General features: G+C 69.1%; 17 protein-coding genes. 8 read left to right on the forward strand and 9 right to left on the reverse strand.

Annotated features, from left to right (window positions below):
• Positions 1 to 297 precede the first annotated feature (297 nt).
• From hutU to hutH, 4 genes are read left to right on the forward strand one after another with little or no spacing between them, the layout of a single operon-like run.
• Complete coding sequence (gene hutU / locus C2R22_RS00995; RefSeq protein WP_103423913.1) at positions 298 to 2,070, forward strand: urocanate hydratase; 1,773 nt, start codon at positions 298 to 300, stop codon at positions 2,068 to 2,070.
• Positions 2,067 to 3,053, forward strand: a complete 987-nt coding sequence (gene hutG, locus C2R22_RS01000; protein WP_103423914.1) for a formimidoylglutamase — start codon at positions 2,067 to 2,069, stop codon at positions 3,051 to 3,053. The genes hutU and hutG overlap by 4 nt, the downstream gene beginning before the upstream one ends.
• Positions 3,050 to 4,309, forward strand: a complete 1,260-nt coding sequence (gene hutI / locus C2R22_RS01005) for an imidazolonepropionase (protein ID WP_103423915.1) — start codon at positions 3,050 to 3,052, stop codon at positions 4,307 to 4,309. Before hutG ends, hutI begins: the two co-directional genes overlap by 4 nt.
• Positions 4,302 to 5,888: a histidine ammonia-lyase gene (gene hutH / locus C2R22_RS01010; RefSeq protein WP_103423916.1), complete on the forward strand. Its 1,587-nt coding sequence runs from the start codon at positions 4,302 to 4,304 to the stop codon at positions 5,886 to 5,888. The genes hutI and hutH overlap by 8 nt, the downstream gene beginning before the upstream one ends.
• A gap of 61 nt (positions 5,889 to 5,949) precedes the next feature.
• Here hutH and C2R22_RS01015 read toward each other — a convergent pair whose 3' ends face one another.
• From C2R22_RS01015 to C2R22_RS25790, 6 genes are all read right to left on the reverse strand, one after another.
• Positions 5,950 to 7,122, reverse strand: a complete 1,173-nt coding sequence (locus C2R22_RS01015) for an MFS transporter (protein WP_103423917.1) — start codon at positions 7,120 to 7,122, stop codon at positions 5,950 to 5,952.
• Between the two features lie 117 nt (positions 7,123 to 7,239).
• Positions 7,240 to 8,352, reverse strand: coding sequence for a copper-containing nitrite reductase (gene nirK, locus C2R22_RS01020; protein ID WP_103423918.1), 1,113 nt, complete (start codon positions 8,350 to 8,352; stop codon positions 7,240 to 7,242).
• 171 nt (positions 8,353 to 8,523) lie between these two features.
• Positions 8,524 to 9,129 carry an RPA family protein gene (locus tag C2R22_RS01025; RefSeq protein WP_103423919.1) on the reverse strand — a complete coding sequence of 202 codons (606 nt, stop codon included), beginning with the start codon at positions 9,127 to 9,129 and terminating at the stop codon, positions 8,524 to 8,526.
• A gap of 1 nt (position 9,130) precedes the next feature.
• Complete coding sequence (locus C2R22_RS01030; protein WP_103423920.1) at positions 9,131 to 10,066, reverse strand: replication factor A; 936 nt, start codon at positions 10,064 to 10,066, stop codon at positions 9,131 to 9,133.
• A 114-nt stretch (positions 10,067 to 10,180) separates the two neighbouring features.
• Entirely contained in the window at positions 10,181 to 11,026 is an 846-nt protein-coding gene (locus C2R22_RS01035) for an endonuclease/exonuclease/phosphatase family protein (RefSeq protein ID WP_103423921.1), read from the reverse strand.
• A 147-nt stretch (positions 11,027 to 11,173) separates the two neighbouring features.
• Positions 11,174 to 11,965 carry a hypothetical protein gene (locus C2R22_RS25790; RefSeq protein ID WP_216824776.1) on the reverse strand — a complete coding sequence of 264 codons (792 nt, stop codon included), beginning with the start codon at positions 11,963 to 11,965 and terminating at the stop codon, positions 11,174 to 11,176.
• 198 nt (positions 11,966 to 12,163) lie between these two features.
• Here C2R22_RS25790 and C2R22_RS01050 point away from each other — a divergent pair, with 198 nt between their 5' ends.
• Together C2R22_RS01050 and C2R22_RS01055 are read left to right on the forward strand one after the other, a co-directional pair.
• Positions 12,164 to 12,460, forward strand: a complete 297-nt coding sequence (locus C2R22_RS01050) for a DUF7091 family protein (protein WP_103423924.1) — start codon at positions 12,164 to 12,166, stop codon at positions 12,458 to 12,460.
• Entirely contained in the window at positions 12,457 to 13,551 is a 1,095-nt protein-coding gene (locus C2R22_RS01055; protein ID WP_103423925.1) for a mannose-1-phosphate guanylyltransferase, read from the forward strand. Before C2R22_RS01050 ends, C2R22_RS01055 begins: the two co-directional genes overlap by 4 nt.
• On the opposite strand, the gene C2R22_RS01060 is transcribed toward C2R22_RS01055, so the two are convergent.
• From C2R22_RS01060 to C2R22_RS01070, 3 genes are all read right to left on the reverse strand, one after another.
• A complete protein-coding gene (locus C2R22_RS01060; protein ID WP_103423926.1) occupies positions 13,552 to 13,761 on the reverse strand; it encodes a hypothetical protein in 210 nt (69 codons plus the stop codon).
• Positions 13,761 to 14,270 (reverse strand): Tfx family DNA-binding protein, encoded by a 510-nt coding sequence (locus tag C2R22_RS01065; RefSeq protein ID WP_103423927.1) that lies wholly within the window; start codon positions 14,268 to 14,270, stop codon positions 13,761 to 13,763. The genes C2R22_RS01060 and C2R22_RS01065 overlap by 1 nt, the downstream gene beginning before the upstream one ends.
• Before the next feature lie 125 nt (positions 14,271 to 14,395).
• Positions 14,396 to 14,860, reverse strand: coding sequence for a TRAM domain-containing protein (locus tag C2R22_RS01070; RefSeq protein WP_103423928.1), 465 nt, complete (start codon positions 14,858 to 14,860; stop codon positions 14,396 to 14,398).
• 372 nt (positions 14,861 to 15,232) lie between these two features.
• Here C2R22_RS01070 and C2R22_RS25795 point away from each other — a divergent pair, with 372 nt between their 5' ends.
• Together C2R22_RS25795 and C2R22_RS01075 are read left to right on the forward strand one after the other, a co-directional pair.
• Positions 15,233 to 15,385: a DUF7837 family putative zinc-binding protein gene (locus C2R22_RS25795; RefSeq protein WP_216824777.1), complete on the forward strand. Its 153-nt coding sequence runs from the start codon at positions 15,233 to 15,235 to the stop codon at positions 15,383 to 15,385.
• Positions 15,386 to 15,426: 41 nt separating this feature from the next.
• A complete protein-coding gene (locus tag C2R22_RS01075; RefSeq protein ID WP_103423929.1) occupies positions 15,427 to 16,140 on the forward strand; it encodes a hypothetical protein in 714 nt (237 codons plus the stop codon).
• The last annotated feature ends 121 nt before the right edge of the window (positions 16,141 to 16,261 follow it).

A 16,261-nucleotide genomic window follows, 5' to 3' on the forward strand; every position in this document is an offset into this window, starting at 1 on the left:
GATGGTGGCGGTGTTCGTCACGAACGGTGGGGAGCGAGGAACTCGTGCGAGGGGCTCTGCTCGCGCCTCCGTGCGCGAGCGACCCGGCTGGGGTGGAGCGAGGCTGCGGTCACACCGTGCCCGTGTGTCGCGCGGCTTTCCTGTTCTTTTCAGTCGCTCTGACAACGAGCGCGCATCCACCCCATCGCTCCATCCGCTCACCGTACTGCACACCGACCTCCCGTCACTGCCTCTGTCACTGCCCAATACACGCGCACGACCCACACGTCTTTATCAACCCCACGCAATTTTTGCCGCATGGACTCCGACACCAGCGAGGCACACCGATTCGAGGTCGGAACGCCCTCCGAACAGTGGCGGCGGTACCAGGGCGCGCCGACCGGCACCGACATCGAGTGCGAGGGGTGGCGGCAGGAGGCGGCGCTCCGCATGCTCAACAACAACCTCGACCCCGAGGTGGCCGAACGGCCCGAAGACCTGGTCGTCTACGGCGGCACCGGCAGGGCCGCGCGGTCGTGGGATGCCTACGACGCCATCCTCGACGAACTCCGTTCCCTGGCGTCGGACGAGACGCTCCTCGTCCAGTCGGGCAAGCCGGTGGGACGGTTCCGCACTCACGAGCGCGCACCGCGGGTGCTCATCGCCAACTCCAACCTCGTCGGACGGTGGGACGACTGGGCGCACTTTCACGAACTCGAAGCGAAGGGGCTGATGATGTACGGGCAGATGACCGCCGGGTCGTGGGCGTACATCGGCACCCAGGGCATCATCCAGGGGACGTACGAGACGCTCGCGGAACTCGCCCGACAGGAGTTCGGTGCGGGTGAGGGAGACGAGGACGACGGCGCGGGCCTCCGCGGCCGTCTCGTCGTCACCGGCGGCCTCGGCGGGATGGGTGGTGCCCAACCCCTCGCGGTGACGATGAACGGCGGCGTCTGTCTCGCCGCGGAGGTGAGCGGTTCCAGAATCGACCGCCGCATCGAGACGCGCTACCTCGACGAGCGCGTCGACGATCTCGACGAGGCCCTCTCGCGCGCGGAGGCCGCCGTCGAAGCGGGCGACCCCTACTCCGTGGGCGTCCGGATGAACGCCGCCGACCTCCTGGAGGGACTGCTCGCCCGCGACGTCGTTCCCGACGTCGTGACCGACCAGACGAGCGCACACGACGAACTCGACGGCTACTACCCCTCCGGCTACTCCGTTGCGGAGGCCGACCGCCTCCGCGAGCGCGACCCCCAGGGGTACGTCGAGGCGTCGCTCGACACGATGGTCCGGCACGTCGAGGCCATCCTCGAACTCCAGGAGAGGGGAGCGGTCGCGTTCGAGTACGGCAACAACATCCGCGGCCAGGTCGAAGCCCATCGAAATTTGAATCACGCCTTCGACTTCCCGGGCTTCGTCCCCGCGTACATCCGACCCCTGTTCTGCCGGGGGAAGGGGCCCTTCCGCTGGATCGCCCTCTCCGGCGACCCCGCGGACATCCACCGCACGGACGACCTGGTGACGGAACTGTTCCCCGACGAGCCACACCTCCACCGGTGGATCGACCTCGCCCGCGACAGAGTCGCGTTCCAGGGGCTTCCCGCCCGCGTCTGCTGGCTCGGCTACGGGAGCGAGGACGGACTCACCGAACGCGCCCGGTTCGCCCTCGCGATGAACGACCTCGTCCGCACGGGGGAGATTTCGGCACCCATCGTCGTCACGCGCGACCACCTCGACGCCGGCTCCGTCGCCTCGCCGAATCGAGAGACGGAGGCGATGCGGGACGGCTCCGACGCCGTCGCGGACTGGCCCGTTCTCAACGCCCTCGTGAACTGCGCCGCCGGTGCAGACATCGTGAGCGTCCACGACGGCGGCGGCGTCGGCATCGGCAACTCCCTGCACGCGAACAACCACGTCGTCCTCGACGGGAGCGAGTTAGCGGCCGAGAAGGCCCGCGCCGTGTTCACGACCGACCCCGGGATGGGCGTGATTCGCCACGCCGACGCCGGCTACCCGGAGGCGCTCGACGAGGCCCGACGCTCGAACGTTCACGTCCCGATGGGCGAGGGAGGAGAAGAAGACGCATGACCGGCCTCACCAGCGCTCCCACCTGGACGAGCCCCTCGGACGACCCGAACGACGAGACGTTCGGCGACGTCGTCGCCCCCGTCGACCACCCGCGTGCGGAGGGATGCGACTGCGACGCCGTCCTCGTCGGCGAACCGTTCGACCGTGGCGTCATCGGTCGCAAGGGAGCGGCGCAGGGACCCCACGCTATCCGTGAGATGCTCGCGGGGGTGAAAACCCACCACTTCGACGGCCCCGGCGTGGGCACCGTGGGCGACGCGGGCGACGCCTCCCTCGCCGTCGACTCCGGCGACGACCTCCCCGAGACGACCCGTGACCTCCAGCGACACCTCCGTGTGGTCGCCGGGGCGGTCCACGACGGCCACGCCTTCCCCGTCTTCCTCGGCGGCGACAACTCCCTCACCTACGCGAACTGTCTGCCGCTCCTCGCGGCGGGGACGCTCGGCGTGGTCAACCTCGACGCCCACCTCGACGTGCGTGAGGTGCGCGAGGACGCCACGAGCGGCACCCCCTACCGCCAACTGTTCGGGGCGGGACTGGACGCCTACGCCTGCGTCGGCGCCCGGCACTTCGAGACGTCGAGCGAGTACGCGGACTACGTCCGTGACCGAGGTGGGGCCGTCGTGACGAGCGAGGCGGTTGGCCGGGACGTGGACGGCGCCGCGGAGCGGGCACTCGCGGCGATGGGCGACGTCGACCGCGTGTACTTGAGCCTCGACGTGGACGTCCTCGACGCCACCGCGGCACCGGGCGTGAGCGCGCCGACGCCGGGCGGTATCACCACCCGCGAGTGCTTCCGACTGTGCTCCCTGCTCGCCCGCGAGGAGCGCCTCGCCGGCTTCGAGGTGGTCGAGTGTGCTCCCCCGCTCGACCGGGAGGACCGGACTGTCGCCGCGGCGGCACGGGCTGTCGCACACGTACTGGCCGGCAGGCGGGCGGGCATCGCCGAGCGAGCGGCGACCGAGACGGAGGCGACCCGATGACCCCGACACTCGACCTCGTCGTTCACGACGCGCGGGAGGTGGTCGTCGGACCGGACGAGAACGAGAACGGGGACGACGACGGCCTCAGACGGCACGAGAACGCCGGAATCGCCGTCGTCGACGGGCGCGTCGCCGCCGTCGGTCCCACGAACGAACTCCGTCGAGCCTACCCACCCGAGAACGCCCGCGAGTCGCTCGACGCGACGGGGAAGACCGTCGTCCCCGGCTTCGTCGACGCCCACACCCACGCCTGCTTCGCCGGCGACCGCTCCGACGAGTTCGAGGCGAAACTCCGGGGCGCGAGTTACGGGGAACTCCTCGCACAGGGCGGCGGCATCCTCCGGACCGTCCGCGCCGTCCGGGAGACGTCGACCCGAGAACTCACCGCCGACCTACTCGCTCACCTCGACGTCATGCTCGCCCACGGGACGACGACCGTCGAGGTGAAGTCGGGGTACGGCCTCGACACCGAGACCGAACTCCGCATGCTCCGGGCGATGGCCGACGCCGACGACGCACACCCCGTCGACGTCGTTCCGACGTTCATGGGCGCACACGCCGTTCCGCAGGGCCGGACCGGGGACGACTACGTCGAGGACGTCGTCTGCGAGCAACTTCCGGCCGTTGCTGACCAGGGTATCGCCCGCTTCTGCGACGTCTTCTGCGACGAGGGCGCGTTCACGCCCGAACAGTCCCGGCGCGTCCTCGACGCCGGGCGCGACCACGGCCTCACGCCGAAGGTCCACGCCGAGGAACTCGCACACACCGGCGGGGCGCGTCTCGCCTCCCAGGTAGAGGCGGCGAGCGCCGACCACCTGCTCCGTGCGACCGCCGCGGACGTCGAAGCGCTCGTCGACGCCGACGTCGTTCCCGTCCTCCTGCCCGGAACGGCGTTCTCGCTCGGCGGCGACTACGCCGACGCGCGGGCGATGCTCGACGCCGGCGCGCCGGCGGCGCTCGCGACCGACTTCAACCCCAACTGCTTCGCCCGGTCGATGCCCTTCGCGATGACGCTCGCCTGCGTCGGCATGCGACTCACGCCCGCGGAGGCGCTGGTCGCCGCGACGGCACACGCCGCGCGTGCGCTCGACTTCGGTGCGGGACCGGGCGGTGGGGAGCGAGGCACGCTCCGCGAGGACGCGCCGGCCGACCTCGCGGTCGTCGACGCCCCCTCTCACACTCACCTCGCGTACGACTTCGACGTGAACCGGGTCGAGCGCGTGGTGAAGGGCGGGGAGGTGGTCCACCGTGACTGACTCCCCTCCTATCTCCCTCGATGGCACCTCGCTCACCGTCGACGAGGTGGCCGCCGTCGCGCGCGACGGGCGACGGGTCGCGGTCACCGAGTCGGCCCGCGAAGCGGTCCGTGCCGGCAGAGAGCGGGTCGAGAGCGTCCTCGACGCCGGCGACGCCGTCTACGGCCTCAACACGGGCTTCGGCGACCTCGTCGACACCCGCATCCCGCCCGACGAAGTCGACGACCTCCAGACGAACTTGATTCGAAGCCACGCCGCCGGCACCGGCCGCGACCTCTCCCGCGAAGAGGTACGCGCGCTCCTCGTCGTGAGGCTCAACACCCTCTTGCGCGGGTACTCCGGCGTCCGCGAGGTGGTCGTCGACCACCTGCTCACGCTCGTGAACCACGCGGTCCACCCGGTCGTTCGCTCCCGCGGGAGTCTCGGCGCGAGCGGCGACCTCGCCCCGCTCGCACACCTCTCGCTCGTCCTGCTCGGCGAAGGTGAAGCCGACGTCGAGGGCGGCTCCGGCACCGAACGCGTCTCGGGCGCGGAGGCGCTCCGCCGCGTCGGCCTCGACCCGCTCACCCTCCGGGCGAAGGAGGGACTCGCGCTCATCAACGGAACGCAACTCACGACGGGCCTCGCGGCGCTCGCCGTCTTCGACGCCGAGCGTCTCCTTCGAGCGGCGGACGCGGCGGGCGCGCTCACCACCGAGGTGACGATGGGGTCGACGGCCGCCTGCGACCCGGCCATCCACGACCTCCGTCCCCACCCTGGCCAGTCCGCGAGCGCGCGGAACGTCAAGCGCCTCACTCGGGACTCGGAAATCGTCGAGTCCCACCGCAACTGCGACCGCGTGCAGGACGCGTACTCCATCCGGTGTCTTCCGCAGGTCCACGGGGCCGCGCGCGATGCGGTCTCACACCTCCGCGAGGCGGTCGCGGTCGAACTGAACGCCGTCACGGACAACCCCATCGTCTTCCCCCGAGAGGCGCTCGACGCGCGTGCTTCGGGAACCGACACGGCGGCGGTCGTCTCCGGCGGCAACTTCCACGGCGCGCCCCTCGCTCACCGTCTCGACTCCCTCACGGCGGCGCTCACGGACCTCGCCGCCATCTCCGAGCGGCGGGTCGACAGGACGCTCAACCCCTCGGTACAGGAGTCACACCTCCCGCCGTTTCTCTCGCCCGACAGCGGGGTCCGCTCGGGCTACATGATCCCGCAGTACACCGCCGCCGCGCTCCTGGCCGAGTGTCGGTCGGAGGGCCGCCCGGCGACGGATTCGACGCCCGTCAGCGGCGGGCAGGAGGACCACGTCAGCATGAGCGCGACGTCGGCCCTGGCGACGAGACGAACGCTCGACCGGGCGCGTCGCGTGGTCAGTGTCGAACTGCTCTGTGCGGCACAGGCGGCCGAGTTCGTCGATGGGTTGAACCACGGCGTCGGGACCGGCGCCGTCTACGACGCCGTCCGCGCCGTGGTACCACCGCTCGACGAGGACCGACCCAGCCACGGCGACATCGACGCGCTCGCGGCGCTCGTCGGAGAGGGACGGCTGGACAGCGTGCTGTTCGACGTCGTCGACGACGTGGAGTGAGACGTGGTACTCCGCTCTCGGCCGAGCGGACCTCCTGAGCCGCGGGAGACCCCACCGACGATCACGTCTCGGTGAGTCCGGCGAGGGCGGCGACACCGACGACGGCCAGCACCCCGCCGAACCCGAACGCCGCGGTCCACGAGGCGACGTCGACGAGCCATCCGGCCACGACCGGCGCGGCGAGCGAGCCACCGATAGAGAGCGTCATCAGCACCGCGAGGCTCGTTCCGCCGGACGCCGGCGGCGACACCTCCTCGACGTAGACGTAGAAGACGCCCGTCCCGAGTTGTGAGCCGACGCCCGCGAGCAACAGCGCCGCCGCGAGCCAGACCGCGGACGTCGCCACGGCCGCGGCGACCAGCGCCGGGACGACGATCAGGAAGGCCGCGACGATGACCGGCCGACGGCGACCCCCGATGCGGTCGGAGAGCCACCCGCCGCCCGGTCGCGCGAGCAAGCCCATCGCGGGAACGATGGCCGCGAGCGCTCCCGCCGTCCCGATGTCGACGCCGACGGCCTCGGTGGCGTACGTGGGCATCCACGAGTTGAAGAAGACGAACAGCGAGTACGCACAGAAACTGCTCGCCGCGATGGCCAGCACCTGTCGGTCTCTGAGCGCCGCCGCGAACCCCGACAGCGAGAGCGCCGACTCGTTTCGAACTGGCGCGTCGAGCGCCCAGGCGAAGGGGACCAGGCCGACGACGGTGACGACCGTGTAGACGGCGACGACGCCCCGCCAGCCGACGACGGCCTGAAGCGGCGGGCCGGCGACCTGTGCGAGCGTCACCCCGGCGGGCGCGCTCGTGACGAACAGGCTCGTCCCGATTGCCCTTCGGGCGGGTGGAAACGACTGCCCGACGATGTTGGCGTTCGCCGTCCAGAGGAACACCGCCGTGGCCCCGCCGACGAACCGCGTCGCCAGGAACGTCGGGTACGTCGGCGCGAACGGTCCTGCGACCGCGGCCGCGACGAAGACGACGGCGCCGACGTACACGAGCCGTCGGTTGTCGTACCGGTCCATCAGGAGTCCGCTGGGGAGCTGAAACACCACCCAGCCGAGGAAGACGACGCTGATCGACAGCCCGGCGGCGGGCTTGCCGATGCCGAACGCGTCGACGAAAAACGAGATGATGCTCGCCGGGGCGAAGGTGTACGCGTTGAACCCGGTCGAGACGAGGAAACACCCCGCGAGCACCACCCACGGACGCCTCGCCGATGCCGACTCGGCAGTCATACCCAGAGGTGCTTCAGGGGGTCGTAAAGCCCCGTTGGTTGCGGCCTCCCGTGCCGCCGAACCCGAGTCGAGCCGACGGGTGTTTCCCGACCCCGTCGCTGGCCTCCGCGCTCTCGCTCAGGCCGACTCCGACTCCGTCTCGCCGGCGTCGAACACGTCCGGATTCGCCGGCCCGTCGGCGTGGACGACCGCCAGTGCGCCCTTCCGGGCGACCCGCGAGAGCGCGTGGTCGACGAGCTTGTAGTCGCCCGGGACGGGCGTGTGCATCGTCACGACGGCCGCGCTCCCCGGGAGGACGGGCGTCGTCTGGACGTACCTGTCGGGTGTCGAGGCGAGCGCGCCCTGCCTGTACACCTCGTCCCACACGGAGCCGATGGCGTGGAAGCTCGAGAACTGGTTCGGCCCGCCGACGCCGTAGAAGATCCGGACGGTCTCGTCCGTCCGGATGTTCATCTCGTCGTACTTCTGCGGACCGATGGCGTACTTCTCGCCGTTCATCAGGACGTACGTCGGGTCCTCGGCCGCCATCCGGGCGAACGAGAAGCCGTGGTGGCCCTCCTCGCCGGTCTCTCCCTCGGTGTAGAGTTCGTGTTGACCGAGGTAGAATTCGTGGTCCACCTCGGGGAGCCCGCCCTCGGGTTCGACGAGGATGATCCCGAACATCCCCGCCGAGATGTGGTAGTCGACGTTCGCCACCGCACAGTGGTAGATGAACGCGCCGGGGTACGTCACCTGGAACGTCAGGCGTTTCTCCTCGCCGGGGGCGACCATCGTCGCCTCCGCACCGCCGCCGGGCCCGCGGCACGCGTGGAAGTCGACGTTGTGGACCATCGAGTTGTCCGGGTGGTTTCGGATGGTGAGGTCGACGGTGTCGCCCACGCGCGTCCGGATGAGTGGACCCGGCACCTGCCCGTCGAACGTCATGTAGTCGAACGTGACGCCCGGCTCCACCTCGGCGACGAGTTCCAGCGTCTCGAGTTCGACCGGCACCACGGCGGGTTCCGTCCGCGTGATGGGGGGCGGGAGGTCGCGCGGGTCCGCTGCGATCCGTTCGACGTCGACGGCTTTCGCCGCGTCCAGTTGCGCCGTCGGGGTCGTCGCCACCGCCCCCGCATCCACGTTCACGTTCGCGTCAGCGCGTGGCGCGCCGGCCACACAGCCGGCCAGTGCCGCCGCGCCGCCGAGTCCGGTCGCCTGTAACACCTGTCGTCGCGTCAGTTCGAGTGACATGGTCAACAGGTGTTCCTCCGCGGAGGGTGGCTATAGCTCGTGAATTCGGTTCTCTCGCGGGGAGAAGACGAACGAACACGTTCGGAGTCCGACCGCCGATTCTCGGTCTCTGAGAGCGTCGTACCAGTCGCAGTATCGAAAATACCGGCGGTCGCGTGACCGTCGTGACGCCTACGCGGTCGGTGCGTCGGTGTCGAGTTCGCCCGTCTCGTCGAGGCTGCTCAGCGCCGTGATGGCCTCCTCGCGGTACCGGTCGACGGACGCGCCGTAGTGTTCTTTGGCCATCCGGGCGTACTGGTTACCCTCGTCGTCGAAGGTGCGGACGCGTTCGAGCGTTCGTTGGGCGGTCTCGACGACCCAGCGGTCCCGGGTCCCGGCGTCCACCTCGGTGATCGACTCGGGGCGGACGCTCACGATGACGCCGTCGCCGTCTTCGGGTTCGTACGTCCGCGGCTTGCCGACGATGGCCACGTACGAGGGCGCGTCGAGGTCACGGAGCGCCGAGGCGGCCTCGGGCTGGTACTGTCCGGCGTAGACGAAGAACGTCCCCGTCGGGTCGACGATGCGGCCGCGCCAGTACTCGGAGTCCTCGCCGATGTCCTCCTTCTCGGTTAGCGTCCCGACGAGGAACACCCGGTTGGCCTTCTCCCCCGAGGGGAGGAGCAGGTAGACGGGCGCGCGCTCGTCGTCGCTTTCGCTGAACGTGTAACTGGCGTCGTTGAACTCGCTGGCGAAGACGCGGCGGGCGACTTCGCGGGTGGGGATGGACTGGCTCATTTCAGATCGACCTCGCGTCGGACAGCAGGGCACTCGCATCCGCGGCCGCGGGCGCGGAGAGCTGTTCGAACTCGTCGACGAGCAGGTAGCGGCCGAACGTCGGGCCTCTCACTCGGTAGTACCGGCCGAGCACGTCGGCGCGCATGTCCTCTGCGACGACCGTCGTGTCGAGGGCGTCCATCGCCCGCTGCTTCGCCTCGTCGAGGGTGACGCCGGTCAACTCCTCGGTGGTCTCGCGGCCGAAGATGACCTCGTGGACCTCGGCGCCGTCGTCGAGGACGCCCTTGATGCGGAGGTCGAACTCGCCCTCGACGTTGCCGTGTTCGGAACAGCGGCCGTTCTGCAGCACCCGAGTACAGTCCTCTTCCGGGCAGCGCTTGATGAGCCCGGACCCGGACTGGATGTCGACCAGCGCGCCCTCGGCCTCGCTCGAATCGTCACCGACCTCGACCTCCTCGTCGAGTTCGGTGATGGTCGTCGTCCGGTTGAGTTTGACCGAGAAGTTCCCCTGGTACTCGTCGGTGACGACGTTCGAGAGCTTGTACGACTTCCCCTCCTCCAACTCGGGCAGGTCCGACGTGGTGAAGGCGACGAACTTCATCGTCCCGGACTCGTCGCCCACCAGCCCCACCTGCGAGATGGCGTCGCTACGGGGTTCCCAGAGGTCGACGAGTTTGACCGTGACGTCGACCCACTGCTCGTCCGCGTCGATGTCGCCGAGCGTCACTTCCTGGGAGCCGCCGCGCCCCAGGTCGTCACGCTCCATGCCGGCCTCGTCGAGGTAGCTGTTGGTGACACTCCGACGCGCCTCGTCCACCGGGACACGGTACTCATTGACGAGGTTGTCGAGGCGCTCTTCGACCTCGTCGACCGTCAGGTCGAGGTGGTCGGAAAACTGCGATACGATCTCTTCCGCGTGGGTACGCAAATCGCTCATGGTTGACTCGCCTCCGCTTCGTTTTCAATGGGAGGCGTACGTCGGTTGGTGCCCGATAGTATAAAAACTGTCGTGAGGGGAGTGAAAGTGAAAAAACGGGTGACGGGAGCGAACTCAGTCGCCGAGAACGAGCTCTGCGACCACCGGACAGTGGTCCGACGGCGGCCGCCCGTCCCAGTGGTCGGCGAGGACGGCGTGCTGTCGCACGGCGACGTTGCCGGCGACGAACACGTGGTCGATTTTCTTACTGGGCTCTCCCGAGAACCGCTCGAACGTCGCCGTCGGCCCGTGGTGAGGGTGTTCAGAGACGTCCATCGCGTCGGCGAGCACTGGTCCCGCCGTGTCGTCGCCTCCCGCCGCGTCCCCGTCCCCGCCCGTCCCCGTGAGTATCCGGTGTGGTTTCGACCCGGGCGTGCAGTTGAAGTCGCCGAGCACCACGACCGGTACCTGGAGGTCGGACGCGTCGCTCCCGCCGCCGAGTTCCCCGACCAGTCGGCGGAGCTGTCGGGCGCTCCGCACCCGTGCCCGCTCGCTCTCGTGGTCGAAGTGGGTGTTGCAGACGACGAGCGGGCGCCCGTCGACCGCGAGTCGTGCCCACGTCACGAGCCGTGGTTTGCTCGCGGTCGGGTAGGAACTCCCCGCGCGGTCCGGCGTCTCCGAGAGCCAGACGGTGCCGTGTCGCTCGCGTTCGACCCGCGCGCTCTGCCACCCGAGCGGACAGTGTTCGCCCTCCGAGCCGCCGTCGACCCGCCCCGCGCCCTCCCACGCGTACTCGGGGAGTCGCTCGCGGAGGTACGCGTACTGGTGTTCGAGCGGCTCTTGGAGGCCGACGACGGCCGGCGCGTGAAAGCGGACGACGCTCGCGACCCGCGCCCGGCGGTGCTCCCACGCGTTCTCGCCGTCCGCGGCGGTGTCGTAGCGGACGTTGAACGTCATCACCCGACACCGGACGCTTGCCATACCTCGGCATCGAGAGCGGACCACTTGAAACGCACTCTTCGCCCGCCGTACGGTGGACGACCGTCGGTCGTGTGTCCGTCGTGTCCGACTCGAAAAAGTAGAACCGAGTCGAGTGAGTGCCCGTCACTCTCGGTCTGTCGAAGTCGTCTACGCCGTCGAGTCCGCTTCGGTCAGTGTCAGGGCGTACGACCCAGTCGTCTGCTCGATTCCGTTCACCCTGAGGTAGTAGGTCCCGTCTCTCGGCACCGTCGCCGAGAGTTCGCCGGACGACGTACCGTCGATGCGCTTCGATTCGATCTGCTGTCGGTTCGGACCGAAGAGCGTCACGAAGACGACGCCGTCGAAGTCATACTCGTACGTGGCCGTCATCACGCTTCCGGCGGTGAGTTCGGCGCTGAAGACGTCGACGTCGCCCTGTCCGAGCGTGGCCTCTGTCGTGACTCCGGGGCTGAGCGCCGTGGCGTGGGCGAAGTTGTCACCTTCCTCGTCGGTTGGTTCTTCGGGTTTTTCGGGTTTCTCTGGCTCCTCCGGCTTTTCGGGTTTCTCCGGTCCTTCTGGTGGTTCAGGCTTTTCGGGTTCTTCGGGGTTCTCTGGCTGCTCGGGCTTCTCGGGTTCTTCGGGTTTCTCTGGCTCCTCCGGCTTTTCGGGCTTTTCCGGTTTCTCGGGTTTCTCGGGTTTCTCTGGCTGCTTGGGTTCTTCGGGCGTTTCGGGTTTCTCCGGTCCTCTTGGCGGTTCAGGTTTTTCGGGTTCTTCGGGGCTCTCTGGCTTCTCTGGCTTCTCTGGTTTCACGAGAAGACCAGTCTGTCCCTGGCCCTGTCCGTAACTGACACTCTCGTCGGATACTCTATTATTCTCGAAATAATTATTATCTATTTCTTGATAGTCTGCTACAGCGGTTCCAGCTGGAACGCTGATAGCTATTACAAACGCCACTATCACGATACTGATACGGCGACAGACGCCGAATAACGCGGAATTACGTCGCATGACTCTCTGTGCCTCAAGAGGGTGCCACGCAACACCCGAGCATGAGGTATCCCTCTAGATACTGGGGGTTAAAATATCGATTCTAATACTAGATTCGGACTGGCCGGTCGCTAACGTCAAAACCGTTCCCCGACAACACTCCGTTCAGAGATGAACGACTCTGGCCGTGACGACCGGTTCGAGCGGTTCGTCCGTACGACGTTCCGCCGGGCCGGCCGACGCTACGCCGAGGCGAAGCGCGCCTACCAGGAGGGCCACGACTGGTCGACGACGTTCGGCCTCCCGACCGACGACGAGGGTCGCGCCCGCCTCGTCTGCCGTCGCCACGCCGAACGCCGGGCCGTCCGCGTCGACCGCGAGGGCCGTCCCGCCTGTTTCGAGCCCGAGCATCCCGACTGTGAGGGCTGTGCCGAGGACGTCCGCGAGGGGGTCGTCGAGACGTGGTGACGACCGTCGCGCTCGTCCTCGCGGGCGGGACGGGGTCGCGCCTCTACCCCGCGTCGCGGTCGACCCGGCCGAAGCAGTTCCTCCCGCTCCTGGGAGAGACCACGCTCCTCGAACGCACCGTCGACCGGGCCTCGTTCGCCGACCACGTCGTCGTGAGCACTCGCCCGGAACTCGAAGCCGACGTCCGCGCGCTGGCCCCCGACGCGGAGGTGGTCGTCGAACCCGCGGGCAAGGACACCGGGCCCGCGCTCGCGTACGCGACACACCGCATCGGCGAACTCCATGGCACAGACGCCGTCGTGGTCGTCCTGCCCAGCGACCACACCGTCGGCGACGACGCGGCGTTCGGGGAGACGCTCGAACGCGGCGCGCGGGTCGCCCACCAGACCGGTCGACTGGTCGCGTTCGGCGTCGACCCGACCCGTCCGGAGACGGGGTACGGCTACATCGAACCCGGCTCCGACCACGGGGCGTTCTTCGACCTCGACGCGTTCCACGAGAAACCCGACGCCGAGACGGCCGAGCGCTACATCGACTCCGGCTACCTGTGGAACGCCGGTATGTTCGCGTGGGGGGTCGAACCGTTCCGCGCGGCGGCGCTGGACTCCCCGCTCGCGCCGCTGGTGCGCGCGCTCGACGACGGGCACGTCGAACGGGGGTTCGAGGCGGTCGAAGAGACCAGCGTCGACTACGCGGTGATGGAGCGCGTTACCGACGCGGCGGTCGTTCCGCTCGACGTGCGGTGGGACGACCTCGGGTCGTGGGACGCGCTGGCCCGCCTGCTCTCGGGGGACGACGAGGGGAACGTCGTCCACGCGGGCGACGGAGTCGGCTCGGCGGGGGGCGACGCCGAGCGCCCAAGTCAGAGCGAGGACGCCGCCACCGATGACGGCGACGACTTCGACGAGCGCGCCCTGTTCGTCGACAGCGCCGACAACGTGGTCGTCTCCGACGGCCCGCACGTCTCGCTCGCCGGGGTCGACGGCCTCGCCGTCGTCGCGTGGGACGACCGGGTTCTCGTCGTGCCGAAGGCGGAGGCGCAGCGGGTCAGAGACGTCGTCTCGCTCCTGAAAGAACAGGGGACGTTCTGACTACCGCTCCCGCTCGGTCTCGGTCGGCCCCTCGAACTCCACGTAGTTCGCGTACGCGTAGGTGACACCGAACACCGTCCCGAGCGCGAGGGCGGCCCCGGCGAGCAGTACTGGGTCGACGCGGACGAGTGCGACCGAGAGAACGAGAAGCGGAAGGGCGACGCCGGTGACGACCTTCGCCCGCGCGTACAGGGCTCCGACCCCGTTCATCAGCCGTCCTGCTCCGCGGACCGTCGGACGCGGACGTTCCCGCTGCTCGTCACGCCGACGAGGATAGCGTCTCGCACCTCCCGGCCCTGGACCGCCTCGCCCGCGGCGTCGCTCACGGCCTTCATGAGGTCCGGCGCGGTGTGATTCACCTTCACGCCCGCCTCGTCGCAGGCGTCGTAGACGAGTTTCGGCACGTCGTAGAGGTCGGTTCCGACGTCGACTTCCACCCTGACGGGGGCCGACAGCGCCTCGGCGAAGGCGACCGTCTCGCGGGCCTTCTCGACGTTCGCACGGGCGCTCGCCTCGATGCTCGAGACGTTCGCCCGCGAGGTGCCGATGTGGTCGGCGATGGTCGTCTGTCGCACCCCCCGTTCGCGGAGCAGGAGGACCTCCGCCTGCCGGCGGGTCAGGACGCTCGTCTCGGGGTCGAACCCGGTCCGGTCGAGGAGGGTGTCGATGTCGATGTCGAGACCGGGCCTGTCGCCGTCCCCGGCTCCCGTGTCGTCCATACTGAGTACAACGGGGCGTCCGAGAAAAAGACAGCGCGTCGACTGCGCGGGAAGGACGAGTCGGTCGGTGGTCGGTTCCGCGTTCGCGTGGCGGCCGAGTGGCGTGCTGTGGCGGTCGTGGTCCGTTACTTGCCCCAGAAGTTGTCGCGGCTCCCGAGCGCCTCCGGACGGCTTCGCCCCCCGCGGCCACTGCGACCACCTCTGTCCCGTCCGGTGCCGCCTTTGCCTTCGGTTTCCTCCTCCTCGTCGGGGTCGAGCGGCATCTTCTCGACGACCTCCTTCGCGAGTGCGTGGTTCGACTTCACCCGGTCGATGCGGACTATCGCCCGACAGTCCGGGAGGAGGCCGTCGATGAGGACGATGAACCCGTCGTCGGTCCGGCCGACGCCGGCGCCGCTCTCGTGGATGTCCGTCACCTCCACCTCCACCTCCTCGCCGGCTTTCACCGGCTGCTGTTTCAGTTCGTAGATCGGCATGTTGTAGCTGTCACACCACTCGGCGCCACCCTTGTCGCCGAAGTACTGACAGCCCATCCCCGCGATGCGCTCGGAGAACCGCGGGCACTCGTCCGCCAGTGGGCAGTCGGCCATACGGTGGACTACTCGGGGGGCGCTCTAAACGCTTGCGCCCCGTCCGTCCCGGTTTGTTTCCGGCTACACTCGTCCGGTTCGAATCGGATCCACCCGCTGTCCGGACGGCGCTCCGACGCCCCCGTTCGTGATTCTCCGACCCTCGTTGCGTGTCGAGACCACCCGGGGATTTCTCCGGAGCGACGACCGTCCCCTCCGCGGTTCTGTTTTTACACTACCATTATGTACCATGGAATAATGGTTATGTAGCCGGACCGCATCCGTTCGGTCGATGGGGGAGAACTGGACGACACGACTGCCTTGTGCGCGAACGAACTACTGTCCGCCACGACACGGTACTCGACACGGACGGCAGGCTGCCGTCCGCGGGTCGTGACGGCGAACGCCGCACCGCTCGGCCACTGCCCGGAGTGTGGTCGGTCGGTGCCCCAGAACTGGGTGCTCATCGAGTACGAACGCGAGAACGGCGAGCGCGGCGTCTTCGCCGAGTGCCCCTCCTGCGAGGAGGTCGTCAGGCCCGAGTAGCGGGACGGAACGCCTTTGTGCCGCTCCGCCTACCGACCGGTATGGACGCACGCCCCGAGACGAACCGCCACGTCCCGGAGTTCGGACTCGTCACCGGTGCGTTCCTCTCCCTCTCGTTTCTCGTCGCCGGTCTCGTCCTCACGGGCGACGTCGTCCGCACGCTGTTGACCTCGGTGGTCATCCTCTACCCCTTCGCCGCCTACGCGATCACCCACAGCCCCGACCCGACCACGGTCCTCCCGCCACGGGTCACCTCCGCCCTCGCTGTCCTCGTCGGGGTCGTCCTCGTCGGCGCGGTGCTCGCCGACACGGAGCCCTCCCGGGTGGCGACCGAACTGCCCTACGCGCTGTTCCTCGGCGCGCTCGTCGTTCTGCCGGCGGCGGCGTACCACGTCACTGCCGGCGGCGCCGACGACCGACTCAACCCGCTCACCCCGCCGCAGACGGTCCTCGTCGCGACTGCCGTCTCGGTGGGCCTCCTCGCGTACGGCCTCCTGGTCGGTGGCGTGCGCTTCGCGGCGGCGACGGCGCTCTCGTCGTTCCTCGCGGGCAGCCTCTACGCCCGCGCCCGCGGCGAGCGACTCGCCCGACGGACCCGTCGTCGGTTCGTCGCCGGCGGTGCCGCCTGCGGCGTTCTCGTCGTTCTCCTCGGACTCCTCCGGGGCACCGCGATGGAGTCGTGGCTCCTCGTCGGCCTCTGTCTCGCCGCCGCGCCGACGTTCTTCTACGCGCTCACGGCCCCCGAGCGCGCGTGAGGCGCACCGGGAGCACCGAGGCGGGCCGAGAGCGGGAGGGGAAGCCTCTATGTTTCGTCCGTCCTTGGTTCCGTGTGTACTGATGACACACACCACTCCGACGGTCCGACCGGTCGGTTCT

The organism is Salinigranum rubrum, assembly GCF_002906575.1.
GTDB classification, from domain to species: Archaea; Halobacteriota; Halobacteria; order Halobacteriales; family Haloferacaceae; genus Salinigranum; species Salinigranum rubrum.